This is a genomic window from Streptomyces sp. NPDC058671 (assembly GCF_042716475.1).
Classification (GTDB): Bacteria; Actinomycetota; Actinomycetes; order Streptomycetales; family Streptomycetaceae; genus Streptomyces.
In genome coordinates this window covers 1-15,717 of the sequence record NZ_JBHXSA010000034.1, presented here as the reverse complement: position 1 = coordinate 15,717, position 15,717 = coordinate 1, and the positions used below count along the sequence as shown (strand labels likewise).

Below are 15,717 nucleotides of genomic sequence, written 5' to 3'. Positions count from 1 at the left end.
CCACGCGTCCCCCTCTCCGAAACTCCCAGGCAAAGGAAGCCCACCCCATGCTGCGCATCGCCGTTCCCAACAAGGGTTCCCTCTCCGGACCTGCGTCGGCAATGCTCCATGAGGCCGGCTACCGCCAGCGCAAGGAGTCCAAGGAGCTCGTGGTCATCGACCCCGACAACGAGGTCGAGTTCTTCTACCTGCGCCCCAAGGACATCGCGATCTACGTCGCGTCCGGGAAGCTGGACATCGGCATCACCGGCCGTGACCTGCTCCTGGACTCCGGCGCCAGCGCCGAGGAGATCCTCGCGCTGAACTTCGGCCGCTCCACCTTCCGGTACGCCACCCGGCCGGGCACCGCGAGCGGCCCCGAGGACTTCGGCGGCATGACGATCGCCACCTCCTACGAGGGCATCGTCGCCAAGCACCTCGCCGACCAGGGCATCGACGCCTCCGTCGTCCACCTGGACGGCGCCGTCGAGACCGCGATCCAGCTGGGCGTCGCCCAGGTCATCGCGGACGTCGTCGAGACCGGCACCAGCCTGCGCAACGCGGGTCTTGAGGTCATCGGCGAGCCGATCCTGACCTCCGAGGCCGTCGTCGTCCGCCGCCACGGCGCCGAGGACGACCACCCCCAGGTCCAGCAGTTCCTCCGCCGTCTCCAGGGCGTCCTCGTCGCCCGCTCGTACGTGATGATGGACTACGACTGCCGCGCCGAGCACCTGGAGCAGGCCGTCGCCCTCACCCCCGGCCTGGAGTCCCCGACCATCTCCCCGCTGCACAACGAGGGCTGGGTCGCGGTCCGTGCGATGGTCCCCGCCAAGGAGGCGCAGCGGATCATGGACGACCTGTACGAGATCGGCGCCCGCGCCATCCTCACCACCGCCATCCACGCCTGCCGCCTCTGACGGCACGGACCGTCCGCCCCGAGGAACCCCCGATGTCCGAGCCCTCCCTCCCCGCCCTTCCGGTCACCTTCCGTCCCGGGCGCACCCGGGCCGTCCTGCTGACCGTGGGGCTCGTGATGTTCGTCGTCATCACCGCCGTGGCGCTGATGCTGGAACGGCTCGGACCGGGGGAGCGCGCCAGTTTCATCCTCACCGCCGCGCTCCTGTCGGGGGTGCTCGTGCTCCTGAGCCGCCCCAAGGTCGTCGCCGACGACGAGGGCGTCACGGTCGTCAACATCACCCGGACGCGGCGCCTCGCCTGGGCGGAGATCCTCAAGGTGAACCTGCGCCCCGGCGACGCCTGGGTCTTCCTGGACCTGAGCGACGGCACCAGCCTGCCCGCGCTCGGCATCCAGCCCGGTATCGCCAAGGAAGCGGCCATCCGGGACGCCCGCGCCCTGCGGGCCCTGGCCCAGGCGCACGGGACGGGCGCGGAGCGGCCGGCCTGACCCGGCCCTCCGGGTCCACGGGAAGGACCTCGGGGCGCACCGGACGGATCCCCTCCGGTGGAACCCCCGTCCGTCCCCCATCCGGAGCCGGCCCCCTGCCCCTCGGGGCCCGCACGTGATTACCCTGGAGGCGGTGGTGCCGAGCGGCACCACCGCCTCGCGTGTGCAGGGCCGACGACACGGCCCGCGAGGCCACCCCCCTTCGACCCGAGGAGTGACTCCCTCCAGCAATGGACGGATCGTCCGGTAGTACCCGCGTCGCCCCCTTCCCGGAGGCGGCGGCATGATCGTCTCCCTTCTGCTGCTCGTCGCGGCCTTCGTCCTCATCCTCGCCAACGGCTTCTTCGTGGCCGCCGAGTTCGGCCTCGTGACCGTCGAGCGCGCCGAGGCCGAACGGGCCGCGGCCACCGGCGACCGGCGCGCCCGCACCGTCGTCGCCGCCCTGCGCGAGCTGTCCTTCCAGCTCTCCGGCACCCAACTGGGCATCACGCTCACCTCCCTCGTCGTCGGCATGCTCGCCGAGCCCGCGCTCGCCGGACTGCTGCACGGCCCGCTCACCGCGACCGGACTGCCCGAAGGGGCCGTCTCCGGGATCGCGGTGGTGATCGGCATGCTGCTCGCCTCCGCCGTCCAGATGGTGGTCGGCGAGCTCGTACCGAAGAACTGGGCGGTCTCACGGCCGCTCCAGGTGGCCCGCTTCGTGGCCACCCCGCAGCGCTGCTTCTCGGCCGTCTTCCGGCCGGTGATCTCCCTCCTGAACCGGGTCGCCAACCATCTGGTGCGGCTCCTGGGCGTCGAGCCCACCGAGGAGCTGGACTCCGTCCGCACCCCCGGTGAGCTGGTCTCCCTGGCCCGGCACTCCGCCCTGGCCGGCGCCCTCGAACAGGACACCGCGGACCTCTTCGTACGGACCCTGTCCCTCGGCGGACTCACCGCCGAGCAGGTGATGACCCCGCGCGTGAAGGTGAGCGCCCTGCAGTGGGACGCCACCGCGGCCGACGTCCTCAACCTCACCCGGGCCACCGGTCTCTCGCGCTTCCCGGTCTACCGCGACCGCATCGACGAGATCGTCGGCATGGTCCACCTCAAGGACGCGCTCGCCGTCGACCCGCCCGCCCGGCCGCGCACCCCCGTCGGCCGGATCGCGGTCCCGCCGCTCCTCGTGCCCGAGTCGCTGCCCGCCCAGACCCTCCTGGAGCGGCTGCGCCGCGAGCAGCCGATCGCGGTGGTCGTCGACGAGTACGGCGGTACGGCCGGGGTCGTCACCCTGGAGGACATCGTCGAGGAACTCGTCGGCGAGGTCCGCGACGAGCACGACACCGTGAGCGACGGGCGGCCGGAACTGGCCGCCGCCCCCGCCGAGGACGGCCGGCCCGCCTGGGACGCCGACGGCTCCTGCCGGGTCCACACCCTGCGCCGGATAGGCCTCGACGTGCCCGACGGGCCGTACGAGACCGTCGCCGGGCTCGTCGCCGATCTCCTCGGGCGCATCCCCGCCCCGGGCGACCGCGCCGAACTCCCCGGCTGGCGCCTCTCGGTACGCCAGGTCGACCGCTACCGCGCCGAGCGCGTCCACCTCGTCCGGGCGGACCCGGTCGCGGGCACGGACCCGGTCCCGGCTACGGGCTCTGCCCCGGACCCGGTCCCGGCTACGGGCTCTGCCCCGGACGCGGTCCCGGCCACGGACCCCGCCCCGGACGCGGACCCGGCTACCAGCCCCGCCCCGGGCCCCGGCCCGGGCACGCGTCGGGTCCCCGTCGCGGGACCGGTGCCCGTGCCCGCGCCCGCCCCGCTGGTCTCGGAGGGCGTCCGATGAGCACCCTTCCGCTTCTCTTCGCCGTCCTCCTCGTCCTGGCCAACGGCTTCTTCGTCGGAGCCGAGTTCGCGCTCGTCTCCGTCCGGCGCAGCCAGATCGAGCCACTCGGCGATGCCCGTGCCAAGCAGGTCCTGTACGGGCTGGAGAACCTGCCGCAGATGATGGCGGCCGCCCAGTTCGGCATCACCGTCTGCTCCCTGACGCTCGGCGCCGTCGCCGAGCCGACCGTCGCCCGTCTCCTCGAACCCGTCTTCCACGCGGTCGGCGTCCCCGAGGGGCTCATCCATCCGCTCGGGTACGTCATCGCCCTCGCCGCGGTCGTCTTCCTCCACCTCGTCATCGGCGAGATGGTCCCGAAGAACCTGGCGATGGCCGCGCCCGAGCGGACCGCGCTCTGGCTCTCCCCGACCCTGGTGGCCTTCGCCCGGCTCTGCCGTCCGGTGACGGCCGCGCTCGGCGCCTGCGCCCGGCTCGTCCTGCGGGCGTTCGGGGTGGAGCCGAAGGACGAGGTGGAGGCGGTCTTCACCCGCGCCCAGCTGGGTCGCCTCGTCGAGGACGCGGGACAGGCGGGCCTGCTCGACCCGGCCGAGCAGGAGCGCCTGGAGGACGCCCTCGAACTGGGCACGCGCCCGGTGACGGACGTCCTCATCGCCCCGGCCTCCCTGGTCACCGTCCCGCCGACGGTCACCCCACGGGAGATCGAGGAGCTGACCGTACGCACCGGGTACTCGCGCTTCCCGGTCCGGGCCGACGCGGGGGCCGGCTTCACGGGGTTCGTGCACGTGAAGGACGTCCTGGACCTGGAGGAACGGGAGCGGCCGGTGCCGCCGCGGCTGTGGCGGCCGATGGCGACGCTCCGCGCGGAACTGCCCCTCGACGACGCCCTGACCGTGATGCGCCGCGCGGCCACCCATCTGGGCCAGGTCGCGGACGGCTCGGGCCGGGTGCTCGGCCTCGTCGCCCTGGAGGACGTCCTGGAAATGCTGGTGGGTGAGGTCCGTGACCCCGCGCACCGGGTGCGGACAGCGCGTACGGCGTCCGTCTAGTACCCCGGCGGCTCCTGCCGCGGGCCGCGGTCGACCGGACCGCGGCCCGACAGGACCTCGCCGTACGCCTGCATCAGGTCGGCGAGCCGGAGGGTGGCGAGGTCCTCCCGGGTCGGCGTGCTGGGCCATCCGGAGAGCCGCAGGTCCCGGTAGGCGCAGGACTTCTCGTACAGCGTGCGCAGGAAACGTCCGTTGCCCAGCTCGTCGATCCAGCCCTGCTCGACGACGTGTCCGCTGATCGAGCGCAGCTCCTCGCGGGCCTCGTCGTCCCAGCCGTCGCCGTTGGCCGCCGCGAGCACCTCGCCGATCGCGGTCAGTTCCGGAGGGCGGTACGAGGGGAAGTCGACCCGGGTGGTGAACCGGGAGGAGAGCCCCGGGTTGGTGCTGAGCAGCCGGTCCATTCCCTCGGGGTAGCCGGCCAGGATGACCACGAGGTGGTCGCGGTTGTCCTCGGCCCGCTTGAGGAGGACCTGAAGGGCCTCGTCCCCGTAGGCGTCGCCCTTGCTGTAGCCGGTGTTGGAGAGCGCGTACGCCTCGTCCACGAAGAGGACCCCGCCGACCGCCGAGTCGATCAGCTCGTTGGCCTTGACCGCCGTCTGCCCGAGGAACTCGCCCACCAGGTCGGCCCGCTGGGCCTCCACCAGATGGTCCCCGCCGAGGAGACCGAGGGCGTAGAAGACCCGGCCGAGGATGCGGGCCACCGTGGTCTTCCCGGTCCCCGACGGTCCGGAGAAGACGAAGTGGCGCTTGGGCGGCTGGACCGGAAGGCCCTGCCCGGCGCGCAGCCGCGCCATCTCCAGCTGCGCCGACAACGCCTTGACCTGCCGTTTCACCGGCTCCATGCCGACCATGCCCTCCAGCTCGGCGAGGGCCTCCGCGAGCAGCGCCGGATCGGTGGGGCCCTCGGGGAAGCGCGGTGGCAGCGGCTGGGCGGGAAGGGAGGCCTTCTGCCGTACGGGCTCCGGCGGCGTGACCGGCGCCGCCGGCGGTACGGGCTCGGGCGCGAGCAGCAGTCCGTCGCCCAGCGGCCCGGGGTCGGGGTCGGTGCCGGGCGGGGTGTCCCCGGCTTCCTGCCCGAGGCCCCCGCCGACGGTGCCGAGGGCGACCGTCGCGAGGCCGGCCGGGTCGTCCACGCCGTCGTACCCCTCGAAGCCGTCGTACTCGGCGATCGTGGCGAGCCGCGCGGCCGTGTCCATGAAGGCCGGATCGATCCGGTGCACGGCCCGGTAGAGCGGCAGGGCGGCGGCGCTGCGCCCGGTGCCCTCGTGGGCGCGGGCCAGCCAGTAGCGCAGCTCCTTGCGCTGGGGCTGCTCGCTGCGGCACCGCATCAGCGAGGCCGAGAGGAGCGGTTCCGCCTGGCCGTACATCTCCAGACGGACCCGTGCCATGCCGCCGAACAGACCGGCCTCGATGCCGAGCAGCGGGTCGTCGACGAGGGTCTCGGTGTGCCGGACGAGCTGGTCCCAGTCCTTGACGAGGTAGGCACGGCAGGCGTGCAGGAAGCGCACCTGGGGGTCGGTGTCGACCGGGGGGAGTCCCGCGAGGGCGCGGTCGAGCTCCGGTACGTGACGCCCGTCGAGCCAGTGGGAGGCGTGCGCGAGCAGCAGGTCGCGCGGGCTCTCCAGGATCGGCTGCACCCACCAGCCCAGCCAGTACCAGGAGTTGAGGGTGCGCCGGTACCTGGCCCGCTGTTCGCCGAAGCGGTCGCGGCTGCGGTACATGCGCAGCAGCGCGGTCGTGGTGTCGACCCGGAGCGCGTGCAGCCCGAGCCAGGCGTCCGCCATCCCGGGGTCGATGCGTACCGCCGTCCGGAACTCGTCCTCCGCCTGCGGATAGGCGCCCATCGTGTAGGCGTCGACTCCGCGCAGCCAGGCCAGTTCGGCGGGGGCCTGCGCGCCCTGTGTGCCGATGTCCATCGGGTCCCCCACAACCGTCTTCGCATGGACGGGATTTGACCGCACCTGGGGGCATCGTACCTGCGCAGGGGGTGCACGCTTAAGGAGAAGCGCATGATCCGGAAGTGGTGACACTGGGTGAGCGGCAGGGGCCGTGAAGGGCCCCGAAGGGGGCCCTGAGAGCAGAACGAAGCCCCCGATCACGGGGGAACAACCGGGGGCTTCGTGTCCGCGGCGGCTCCGAAAAGCCGCACATTCAGAACGTAAGACCTCTACGCCCCGTGGGTCAAGCGGCGTCGAGGCACTTGCGAAAGCGGACTTTCGGCCCTTCAGTTCACGGACATGAAGCCGTCACGGTACGTGACGATCTGGTCCGCGCCCGCTGCCACACCGGGACCGGGAAGCCAGTCGTACCCCGTCGGACACTCCCGTACCAGGGTGTCCGCGTGAGGCCGGGAGGGGTCCTCGGTGAAATGGCGAGTCTCCGCCACGGTCCAGCCGTCCCAGAAGGCCGCCTGCTCCGGACCGTCCCGGTGGCGCCCCCGCGCCCAGGACTCCTCGGGACCGCGCTCCATCCACAACAGCCATGCCAGGAACGGCCGCACCACCTGCCGGCCCGCGCCGACGCCCTCGACGAGCACGACGGGGGCAGGGGCCAGTGTCCGCCCCTCGCCGAAGCGCCGCAGCCGCCAGTCGTACGGGCGGTAGGACGCCGTCTCGCCCCGCGAAAGGGGATCGATGACCTGCTCACGCAGCCGGCCGTCCCACGCGAACAGCTCCTCGTGCGTGGCGAGGTCGTCGAGGTGGAGCACGGGCGCGTCTCCGAGGGCGGCGGAGAGCCGGGCCGCCAGGGTCGACTTGCCGGAGCCCGCGTGCCCGTCGACCCCGATCAGCCGGACCGGTCCGCAGGAGGGCGGCAACCGGAGCAGGGCGCGCGCGGCGCGGTCGAGGTCGTCCATGGGGCCCAGGGTAGGGGGAGGGGGACCGTCGCAGGTCAGGAAGGTACCGCCGCCAGTGGTGAAGACCAATATTGGTGCGGCGACGCGGCGCGAAGTGCTGGCGGAGCCCGGTCCCGCGCGCGATAGTGGGGCCCGCGCGGCCCGGTCCGTACGCCCGAAGTCCGTATGCCGTCGGCTCGTACGTCCAACGCTCGTACGCCGACGGCACCTGCGTCCAAGGCTCGTACGTCCCGGCCCGCGCGGCCCGTTCCGCCCGTGCGCCGACGGCTCCTACGCCTTCAGCCCACACGCCTCCGAACGCTCCGCTGCCCGACGTGCCGGACGCCCGCCCACGGGCCCACCCGCGCGTCCACAGGTCCGTACGCCCGCCGTTCTCGACTGGGGGTCACCGCCCATGACCAGCTCCAGCTCCACTCCGCGCAGAACCGTCCTCGCCGCCGCCCTCGCGGCGGCCGGAACTGCCGCCACGGCCGCCACCGCCGTCCCGGCCGTGGCGGCTTCCTCCTCCGCCGCCCCCGAGTGCGCCCGTTCCTCCGTCCCCGACTGCGACGCGTCCGCCGCGCCGGGGCGCGCCCCCGGCCTCGTCGACAACCGCTTCTGGTCCTCGTACACGGACTGGAGATGCGGCGCCGCCGCCGGTACCAGGGCGGTCGCCGGGCGCCGCCCGGGCCTCGTCCTCGACACCCCCGCCGGACGCACCGACTACACCGACCCGCACACCGGCCGGACCTCCGCCTGGGAGTACGCGAGCTGGACCTCGCCCGTCCACACCCCGGCCGTTCCCGCCACCGAGGTCATCGCCTCCTGGAACGCCCACACCCCGGCGGGCACCTGGCTCCAGGTCGAGCTGTCGGGCACGTACTCCGACGCCACCGCCACCCCGTGGTACGTCCTGGGCCGCTGGGCCTCCGGCGACGGCGACATCCTGCGCACCTCGGTCGACGACCAGACCGACGGCCGGAGCACCGTGTGGACCGACACCTTCGCGATCGACGACGCGGCGAGCGGACTGCGGCTGGTCGCGTACCGGCTGCGCCTGACGCTGTACCGCACCCCGGGGAGCACCCTCACCCCCACGGTCTGGCGACTGGGCGCGATGGCCTCGGACATCCCGGACCGCTTCACGGTCCCGGCGACCGCGCCGGGCCCCGCCCACGAGCTGCCCGTGCCGCGCTACTCGCAGAACACCCACGTCGGGCAGTACCCCGAGTACGACAACGGCGGCGAGGCCTGGTGCAGCCCCACCTCCTCCCAGATGATCATCGAGTACTGGGGGCGAGGGCCCTCGGCGGAGGACCTGGCCTGGGTGAACCCCGCCTTCGACGACCCCCAGGTCTGCCACGCGGCCCGCTTCACCTACGACCACCAGTACCAGGGCTGCGGCAACTGGCCCTTCAACGCGGCCTACGCGGCCACCTACCCCGACATGAACGCCGTGGTCACCCGACTGCGCTCCCTCACCGAGCTGGAGAGCCTGGTCCTGGCCGGCATCCCCGCCATCACGTCCCAGTCCTTCCGCAAGGAGGAGCTGACGGGCGCCGGCTACGGCACGGCGGGCCACCTGATGACCGTCATCGGCTTCACGCCGGAAGGCGACATCATCGCCAACGACCCCGCCTCCCCCACCAACGAGGCCGTGCGCCGCGTCTACCGGCGGCGCGAGTGGGAGAACATCTGGCTGCGCACCAAGCGCCACAACGCGAGCGGCAAAGTGGTCTCCGGCACAGGAGGGGTCTGTTACCTCTACTTCCCCGAGCGCCCCTCGCCCGCGCAGCGCAAGGCTCTCGCGGCCCTCGGCATCGTCTGACGCGGTGCACGGCCCCTGCGGGACGTGACGGACGTCCTATTCCGGGGCCGTGCCCGTACCGCAAGGTGGTCGCCATGACCTCCACCACCCACTCCCGCCTCCTGTTCCGCGCCCGGACGGGCGGTCCCGAGGACGACAAGGGGCCCAAGGTCCTCGAGCACGTCCTCGGCTGGACCCTCGTCGTGCTGCTCGCCGTGCTCGTCACCCGGGCCGGCCTCATGTAGCCGGAGGACCGTGCCGGGGCCTTCGGCGGGCGTCCGTGTGACGGGTCGGGGGCCGACGTGATCGTCGGCCCCCGAGCGGGCATACTCCCCGCGACCCCGCGCGCGGCACTCCCGCGCCCGGCAGGGAGGAGTGCCCGGCCATGGCAGCCGAGAGGAACGCGGACGGTGTCGAGCGCCGGCTGCCCAGCGACGAGGCCCGCGAGCTGCTCGCCCTGACGCGTGACATCGCCCGGCGGGAGATCGCTCCCAGTGCCGCCGAGGAGGAGGCCGCCGGACGTTTCCCTCGCGAGCTGTTCGCGCTGCTGTCCCGCTCCGGACTTCTCGGGCTGCCCTACGACCCCCGGTACGGAGGGGGCGGCCAGCCGTACGAGGTCTATCTCCAGGTCCTGGAAGAGCTCGCCGCCGCCCGGCTGACCGTGGGACTCGGGGTCAGCGTCCACACCCTCGCCTGCCACGCGCTCGCCCGCTTCGGCACCGACGAGCAGCGGGCCGCCCATCTGCCCGCCATGCTGGGCGGCGGCCTCCTCGGCGCGTACTGCCTCTCCGAGCCCTCCGCCGGATCGGACGCGGCGGCGCTGCGCACCCGGGCCGTCCGTGACGGCGAGGACGGCGACTGGGTGATCGACGGCACCAAGGCCTGGATCACCCACGGCGGGATCGCGGACTTCTGCACGGTCATGGCCCGTACGGGCGGTGCCGGAGCGCGGGGGATCACCGCCTTTCTGGTGCCGGGCGACGCGCCGGGGCTGAGCGCCGCCCCGCCCGAGCGGAAGATGGGCATGTCGGGTTCGCCCACCGCGCAGCTCCACTTCGACGGTGTACGGGTCCCCGACGCGCGGCGCCTCGGCGCGGAGGGGCAGGGTTTCGCCCTCGCGCTCGACGCGCTGGACTCGGGGCGGCTCGGCATCGCCGCCTGCGCGGTCGGGCTCGGGCAGGCGGCCCTGGACGAGGCGGTCGCGTACGCGCGGGAGCGCCGCCAGTTCGGCCGGCCGATCGCCGACTTCCAGGGGCTCCGCTTCCTCCTCGCGGACATGGCGACCCGGATCGAGGCGGGCCGGGCGCTGTACCTGGAGGCGGCGCGGCTCAGGGACGAGGGGCGGCCCTTCGGCCGGTGCGCGGCGATGGCCAAGCTCTTCTGCACGGACGCCGTCATGCAGGTCACGACGGACGCGGTGCAGGTGCTGGGCGGGTACGGCTACACGGCGGACTTCCCCGTGGAGCGGTATCTCCGTGAGGCGAAGATGCTCCAGATCGTCGAGGGGACCAATCAGATCCAGCGCATGGTCATCGCCCGTCACCTGGTCGGACCAGAATCCCGCTGACGCGTACGGTGCGGTCGGCCCAGACAGGACCGGCGGCGAGCCGGGCCCACTCGTGGTCGCGGTGGCCCGGGAGGGTGCGGCCCTCGCTCGCCCAGAGGGAGAGGACGGCCCGGAAGATGGGCGGATCGGCGGGGACACGGGGCGGAACCGCCGTCTGCGCCGGTACGGGGACGGGCGTCGGGGCCGGGGTCGGCGCCGGGGCGGTCGGAGTCCGTGCGGGCAGGGGGGCGGGTGCCGCGCGAGGAACCGATTCTTCAAGGCGCGGCGCGGCCTGCCGGTGCCGACCGAAACCGCTGGGAGTGGTGTACAGCGTGGTCATACCCGAACCAACGCGCCCCGGCGGCCGGGGTCACCCCCGCACGGATTCGTGCGGCAGTTCGCCCGGTACCCGGTGGACGGCGTCGGCGTCGGTGTCGGTGTCGGCGTCGTCCTCGGGCCCGGTGCCGGGTCCGTTCCGTACCCGGCACCGGGCCCGGTCCGACCGATCCGCAGAGGGAGCCTAGGCCGCGCGTCGCATCTGCGGCACCCGGATCGGGCGCGAGCCCGGACCGCCGACGTGGGAGAAGGGCTGCCTACGCCAGTCGAGGCCCTGGGGGAGCGTCAGGAGCAGGGCCGTGTCCTGTTCCTGGACCTCCAGGGTGTCGTCGGCCGGACGCGCCTCGGTCGCCGACAGGCCCGTGCCCGGGCAGACCGTCAGGACGAAGGGGTTCCACGGCGTGGGGCACAGCGCGTGCTCGGGCAGCGCGTCCTCGTCCGCGAGCAGCGCGATGGGCTGCGCGCACTCCGGGCAGACGACCCGGAACATCTCAAAGGTGTCGTACGCGTCGAGTTCGTCGGACGTGTCGACCGAATCAACAGGCTCCTGCATGGAGAATCTCCCCCTCGGGTGGGTCGGCCGGCTCTGTACGGCCTCGACCACAGCAAGCACTTCCCATGCGGCCGTCCGCATAATCGTGTGGCAGTACCCGAGGACGGACGCACGGATGTGGCGTTCGTCACATGCCCTTCGTGGGAGTTCCCACGGCCGCCCATACCGGCCGATAGCGGCCGCCCCGACGGTGCCCCTTGCCGCCGGGCGCAATAGGGTCACCGCATGGAGGAGCTGGATCGTCAGATCGTCGAATTGCTCGTCAAGGACGGGCGCATGAGCTACACCGACCTGGGCAAGGCCACGGGCCTGTCCACGTCGGCGGTGCATCAGCGTGTCCGCCGTCTGGAGCAGCGCGGAGTCATCCGCGGCTACGCGGCCGTCGTCGACCCGGAGGCCGTGGGCCTTCCGCTGACCGCCTTCATCTCGGTCAAACCCTTCGACCCCAGCGCCCCCGACGACACCCCCGACCGGCTCGCCGACATCCCGGAGATCGAGGCCTGTCACAGTGTCGCCGGCGACGAGAACTACATCCTGAAGGTCCGCGTCGCCACCCCGCTGGAGCTGGAGCACCTGCTCAGCCGCATCCGCTCCCAGGCCGGCGTCTCCAGCCGTACGACCGTGGTCCTGTCCACGCCGTACGAGGCCAGGCCGCCGCGCATCTGACACCCCGTGGGGGACCTGCCGGGCAAACCGGGTCCGGCCAGGTCATAGCCTGGTCGCATGAGTGAGTCCCTGCCTGTCGCGTCTCCCGCCGACCACCGCACCGTGCTGCTGCGCGGTGGAGAGGTCCACAGCCCCGCCGATCCGTTCGCCACCGCCATGGTGGTGGAGCGCGGGCACGTCGCCTGGGTCGGTTCGGAGGGTGCGGCCGACGCCTTCGCCTCCGGGGTGGACGAGGTGGTCGACCTGGAGGGCGCGCTCGTCACCCCGGCGTTCGTCGACGCCCATGTGCACACCACGGCCACCGGATTCGCCCTCACCGGGCTCGACCTCTCCGCCGCCGCCTCCCTGGCCGGGGCGGCGGATTCGATCCGCGCCCACGCCGCCGCCCGCCCCGAGGACCGCATCCTCATCGGCCACGGCTGGGACGCCTCCCGCTGGCCCGAACGCCGGCCGCTCACCCGCGCCGAACTCGACGAACTCACCGGGGGACGCCCGCTCTACCTCACCCGTATCGACGTCCACTCGGCCGTCGTCACCACCGCGCTCCTCGACCTCGTGCCCGGCGTCCGTGACCTGGACGGCTTCCACGACGGACAGCGACCGCTCACGGGCGACGCCCACCACGCCGTGCGCGCCGCCGCCTTCGGTGCCGTCTCGGCCGGTCAGCGCACCGAGGCCCAGCGGGCCGCCCGCGCCCGGGCCGCGTCCCTCGGCATCGGCACGCTGCACGAGTGCGGCGGCCCGCAGATCTCCTCCGAGGAGGACTTCACCGGTCTCCTGGACCTGGCCCGCGACGAGCCGGGGCCCCGGGTCGTCGGCTACTGGGCCGATCTGGACATCGAGCGGGCCCGCGCTCTCGGCGCCCTCGGCGCGGCCGGCGACCTCTTCGCCGACGGCTCCCTCGGCTCCCACACGGCCTGCCTCCACGAGCCGTACGCCGACCACGCCGACGCCGGACACGCGGGCGCCGCCCACCTGGACGCGGCGGCCGTCGCGCTCCACGTCACGGCCTGCACCGAGGCGGGCCTCCAGGCGGGCTTCCACGCCATCGGGGACGCCGCCGTGACCGCCGTCGTCGACGGCGTCAGGGCCGCCGCCGAGAAGCTCGGCCTGGCCAGGATCAGGGCCGCGAGGCATCGCGTCGAGCACGTGGAGATGCTCACCCCCGAGACGATCGCCGCCTTCGCCGAGCTCGGCCTCACGGCCTCGGTCCAGCCCGCTTTCGACGCTCTCTGGGGCGGTGAGGAGGGCATGTACGCCGACCGGCTCGGTGTCGAGCGGGCCCGCACGCTCAACCCGTACGCGGCGCTCCTGCGCGCCGGTGTGCCGCTGGCCTTCGGTTCCGACAGCCCGGTCACCCCCCTCGACCCCTGGGGCGCCGTCCGGGCCGCCGCCTTCCACCGCACTCCCGAGCACCGCATCTCGGTCCGGGCCGCCTTCACCGCGCACACCAGGGGCGGCTGGCGGGCGGTGGGCAGGGACGACGCCGGGACGCTCGTCCCCGGCGCCCCCGCCGACTACGCCCTCTGGCGCACCGAGGAGCTCGTCGTCCAGGCCCCGGACGACCGGGTGGCCCGGTGGTCGACCGATCCCCGCTCAGGGACGCCCGGTCTGCCCGATCTGTCCCCCGGTGCCGACCTTCCCGTCTGTCTTCGTACGGTTGTCCACGGCCGGACGGTGTTCGTGCGGCCGAACGAGTGATGTAGGGATATGTCCGACCTTGGGACCTCGTCCGTACGCTTGTCCCCGACCTGCGGATCTTCCCCTCCGGCCTGGCCTTTTGCCACGTATCCGCAGGTCAAGCCGGTATTGACAGCCGACCGCCAAGGGCGGGTAGGTTCTCCGCGTCCACCACAGGACGTCCGACCGGACGGCCTCCTCGCCGTCGCCGAACGCCGCCCGCGCCTCGGCCGCGAGGGAAGGTTTCTCCGGCGGAAGGTGCGACCCGGGTGGGGCCCAGACGTTCAGTAGACAACGGCTCTCGGTCGACCCGCAGCCAGCGGATCCCAGGTCGGACCGAAGGACGTCGGGCCCCGCACCGCACCGCACCCGGGCCGGGCGCCCCTGGCCCGCGCTTCCCTTACCCCCTCCGTACCCCCTCCGGCGACCGCCGCGCCGGAGCACTCCGAGGACCTCGCTATGGTGGGGGCCTGCGTTTGTATCCGAAGGGGCAGTAGTGAACGACGGTGGCCAGAGGCGTTTCGGCCCGCTCGGCAAGGCCTTGGTGATCATTCCGACCTACAACGAGGCGGAGAACATCAAGCCGATCGTCGCGCGGGTGCGGGAAGCCGTACCCGAGGCGCACGTTCTCGTCGCCGACGACAACAGCCCTGACGGCACGGGCAAGTTCGCGGACGAGATCGCGTCCGACGACGACCATGTGCACGTCCTGCACCGCAAGGGCAAGGAGGGGCTGGGCGCCGCCTACCTCGCCGGCTTCCGGTGGGGCATCGAGCACGGGTACGGCGTCCTCGTCGAGATGGACGCCGACGGCTCCCACCAGCCCGAGGAGCTTCCGCGGCTGCTCACCGCCCTCAAGGGCGCGGACCTGGTCCTCGGCTCCCGCTGGGTGCCGGGCGGCCGCATCGTGAACTGGCCGAAGTCCCGCGAGTTCATCTCCCGCGGCGGCAGCCTCTACTCGCGCGTGATGCTGGACGTACCGATCCGCGACGTCACCGGCGGCTACCGGGCCTTCCGCAAGGAGACCCTGGAGGGCCTGGGCCTGGAGGACGTGGCATCCGCCGGCTACTGCTTCCAGGTCGACCTGGCCCGCCGCGCGGTCGCCGCCGGCTTCCATGTGGTCGAGGTGCCGATCACCTTCGTGGAACGTGAGATCGGCGACTCCAAGATGAGCCGGAACATCGTCGTCGAGGCTCTCTGGCGGGTCACCGGCTGGGGCGTGTCGGCACGGGCCGAGAAGGTCGGCAGAATGCTCGGCCGCAAGCCTTCCTGATCCCCCTGCCCGCCACCCGTCACCGCACGTCCTGATCCAATCTTTACGACGTTCCGGCGGGGCCCCAGGCATACTGGTGACCATGACGACCGGCGCACCGCCTCCTCTCGCCCCGAAGCGCTCACGCGCGCGCACGTTCCTTCCGCTCGGCGTAGCCGCCTGGCTGGTCCTGGAGATCTGGCTGCTCACGCTGGTGGCCGGTGCGGCGGGCGGCCTGACCGTCTTCGCCCTGCTCGTCGGCGGTGCCCTGCTGGGCGCCGCCGTCGTGAAGCGGGCGGGGCGGCGCGCCTTCCGCAACCTCACCTCCACCTTCCAGCAGGCCCAGGCGGCGGCCCGGACCGGCGTGATGCCCGAGGCGCCCGACCGGGCCGCCGCGGAGGACCGCAACGGCTTCCTGATGCTCGGTGGGCTCCTCCTGATGCTCCCCGGCCTGATCTCGGACGCGGCCGGCCTGCTGCTGCTCGTTCCTCCGGTCCGCACCTTCCTGGGGCGGCGCGCGGACAGGGCGGCGGAGCGCCGGATCAGCGCCGCCCCTCCCGGCAGCCTCCAGGACGCCTTCCAGCAGGCGCGCCTGCGCCACCCGGACGGCAAGGTCGTCCAGGGCGAGGTCATCCGCGAGGACGCCGCCAGGGGCCCGCACGGGGTCGACGAGCCCCGTAAGCCCCTCATTCCCTGAGGTCCCTCCCTGGTCACCGACGGGTCCGACCCGGAGTGGTTGGTCCCCTCGGAGGCAGCAGGCACGGAAACGCCGCGGGGCCCGGTACACAGTGCGTGTAC

At 73.2% G+C, this 15,717-nt stretch carries 14 protein-coding genes; 11 read left to right on the top strand and 3 right to left on the bottom strand.

The window, feature by feature from the left end:
• Positions 1–47: 47 nt before the first annotated feature.
• From hisG to ACFWV2_RS30420, 4 genes are all read left to right on the top strand, one after another.
• The gene (hisG, locus tag ACFWV2_RS30435; RefSeq protein WP_384409845.1) at positions 48–896 is read left to right on the top strand and encodes an ATP phosphoribosyltransferase; all 849 of its coding nucleotides are present in this window, start codon (positions 48–50) and stop codon (positions 894–896) included.
• 32 nt (positions 897–928) lie between these two features.
• Entirely contained in the window at positions 929–1,384 is a 456-nt protein-coding gene (locus tag ACFWV2_RS30430; RefSeq protein WP_384409843.1) for a PH domain-containing protein, read from the top strand.
• 283 nt (positions 1,385–1,667) lie between these two features.
• Complete coding sequence (locus ACFWV2_RS30425) at positions 1,668–3,200, top strand: CNNM domain-containing protein (protein WP_384409841.1); 1,533 nt, start codon at positions 1,668–1,670, stop codon at positions 3,198–3,200.
• Complete coding sequence (locus ACFWV2_RS30420; protein ID WP_384409839.1) at positions 3,197–4,246, top strand: hemolysin family protein; 1,050 nt, start codon at positions 3,197–3,199, stop codon at positions 4,244–4,246. Before ACFWV2_RS30425 ends, ACFWV2_RS30420 begins: the two co-directional genes overlap by 4 nt.
• On the opposite strand, the gene ACFWV2_RS30415 is transcribed toward ACFWV2_RS30420, so the two are convergent.
• Positions 4,243–6,162: an AAA family ATPase gene (locus ACFWV2_RS30415; RefSeq protein WP_384409837.1), complete on the bottom strand. Its 1,920-nt coding sequence runs from the start codon at positions 6,160–6,162 to the stop codon at positions 4,243–4,245. The genes ACFWV2_RS30420 and ACFWV2_RS30415 overlap by 4 nt on opposite strands.
• A 308-nt stretch (positions 6,163–6,470) precedes the next feature.
• Positions 6,471–7,100, bottom strand: a complete 630-nt coding sequence (locus tag ACFWV2_RS30410; protein ID WP_384409835.1) for a uridine kinase — start codon at positions 7,098–7,100, stop codon at positions 6,471–6,473.
• A 394-nt stretch (positions 7,101–7,494) separates the two neighbouring features.
• Here ACFWV2_RS30410 and ACFWV2_RS30405 point away from each other — a divergent pair, with 394 nt between their 5' ends.
• The 3 genes from ACFWV2_RS30405 (at position 7,495) to ACFWV2_RS30395 (ending at position 10,453) form a co-directional block, all read left to right on the top strand.
• Positions 7,495–8,907: a peptidase C39 family protein gene (locus ACFWV2_RS30405; protein WP_384409833.1), complete on the top strand. Its 1,413-nt coding sequence runs from the start codon at positions 7,495–7,497 to the stop codon at positions 8,905–8,907.
• A 74-nt stretch (positions 8,908–8,981) separates the two neighbouring features.
• Entirely contained in the window at positions 8,982–9,131 is a 150-nt protein-coding gene (locus tag ACFWV2_RS30400) for an SCO1431 family membrane protein (protein WP_360792719.1), read from the top strand.
• A 140-nt stretch (positions 9,132–9,271) separates the two neighbouring features.
• Positions 9,272–10,453, top strand: coding sequence for an acyl-CoA dehydrogenase family protein (locus ACFWV2_RS30395; protein ID WP_384409831.1), 1,182 nt, complete (start codon positions 9,272–9,274; stop codon positions 10,451–10,453).
• A gap of 499 nt (positions 10,454–10,952) precedes the next feature.
• On the opposite strand, the gene ACFWV2_RS30390 is transcribed toward ACFWV2_RS30395, so the two are convergent.
• Positions 10,953–11,321 carry a hypothetical protein gene (locus tag ACFWV2_RS30390; protein ID WP_360792723.1) on the bottom strand — a complete coding sequence of 123 codons (369 nt, stop codon included), beginning with the start codon at positions 11,319–11,321 and terminating at the stop codon, positions 10,953–10,955.
• Positions 11,322–11,546: 225 nt separating this feature from the next.
• On the opposite strand from ACFWV2_RS30390, the gene ACFWV2_RS30385 reads away from it, so the two are divergent.
• The 4 genes from ACFWV2_RS30385 (at position 11,547) to fxsA (ending at position 15,616) form a co-directional block, all read left to right on the top strand.
• The gene (locus tag ACFWV2_RS30385; RefSeq protein ID WP_017242178.1) at positions 11,547–11,987 is read left to right on the top strand and encodes an Lrp/AsnC family transcriptional regulator; all 441 of its coding nucleotides are present in this window, start codon (positions 11,547–11,549) and stop codon (positions 11,985–11,987) included.
• A 57-nt stretch (positions 11,988–12,044) separates the two neighbouring features.
• Positions 12,045–13,688 (top strand): amidohydrolase, encoded by a 1,644-nt coding sequence (locus ACFWV2_RS30380; protein ID WP_384409829.1) that lies wholly within the window; start codon positions 12,045–12,047, stop codon positions 13,686–13,688.
• Positions 13,689–14,163: 475 nt separating this feature from the next.
• On the top strand, positions 14,164–14,940 hold the full coding sequence (locus tag ACFWV2_RS30375) for a polyprenol monophosphomannose synthase (RefSeq protein WP_384409827.1): 777 nt from the start codon (positions 14,164–14,166) through the stop codon (positions 14,938–14,940).
• A gap of 82 nt (positions 14,941–15,022) precedes the next feature.
• The gene (gene fxsA / locus ACFWV2_RS30370) at positions 15,023–15,616 is read left to right on the top strand and encodes an FxsA family membrane protein (RefSeq protein WP_384409825.1); all 594 of its coding nucleotides are present in this window, start codon (positions 15,023–15,025) and stop codon (positions 15,614–15,616) included.
• Positions 15,617–15,717: the final 101 nt, after the last annotated feature.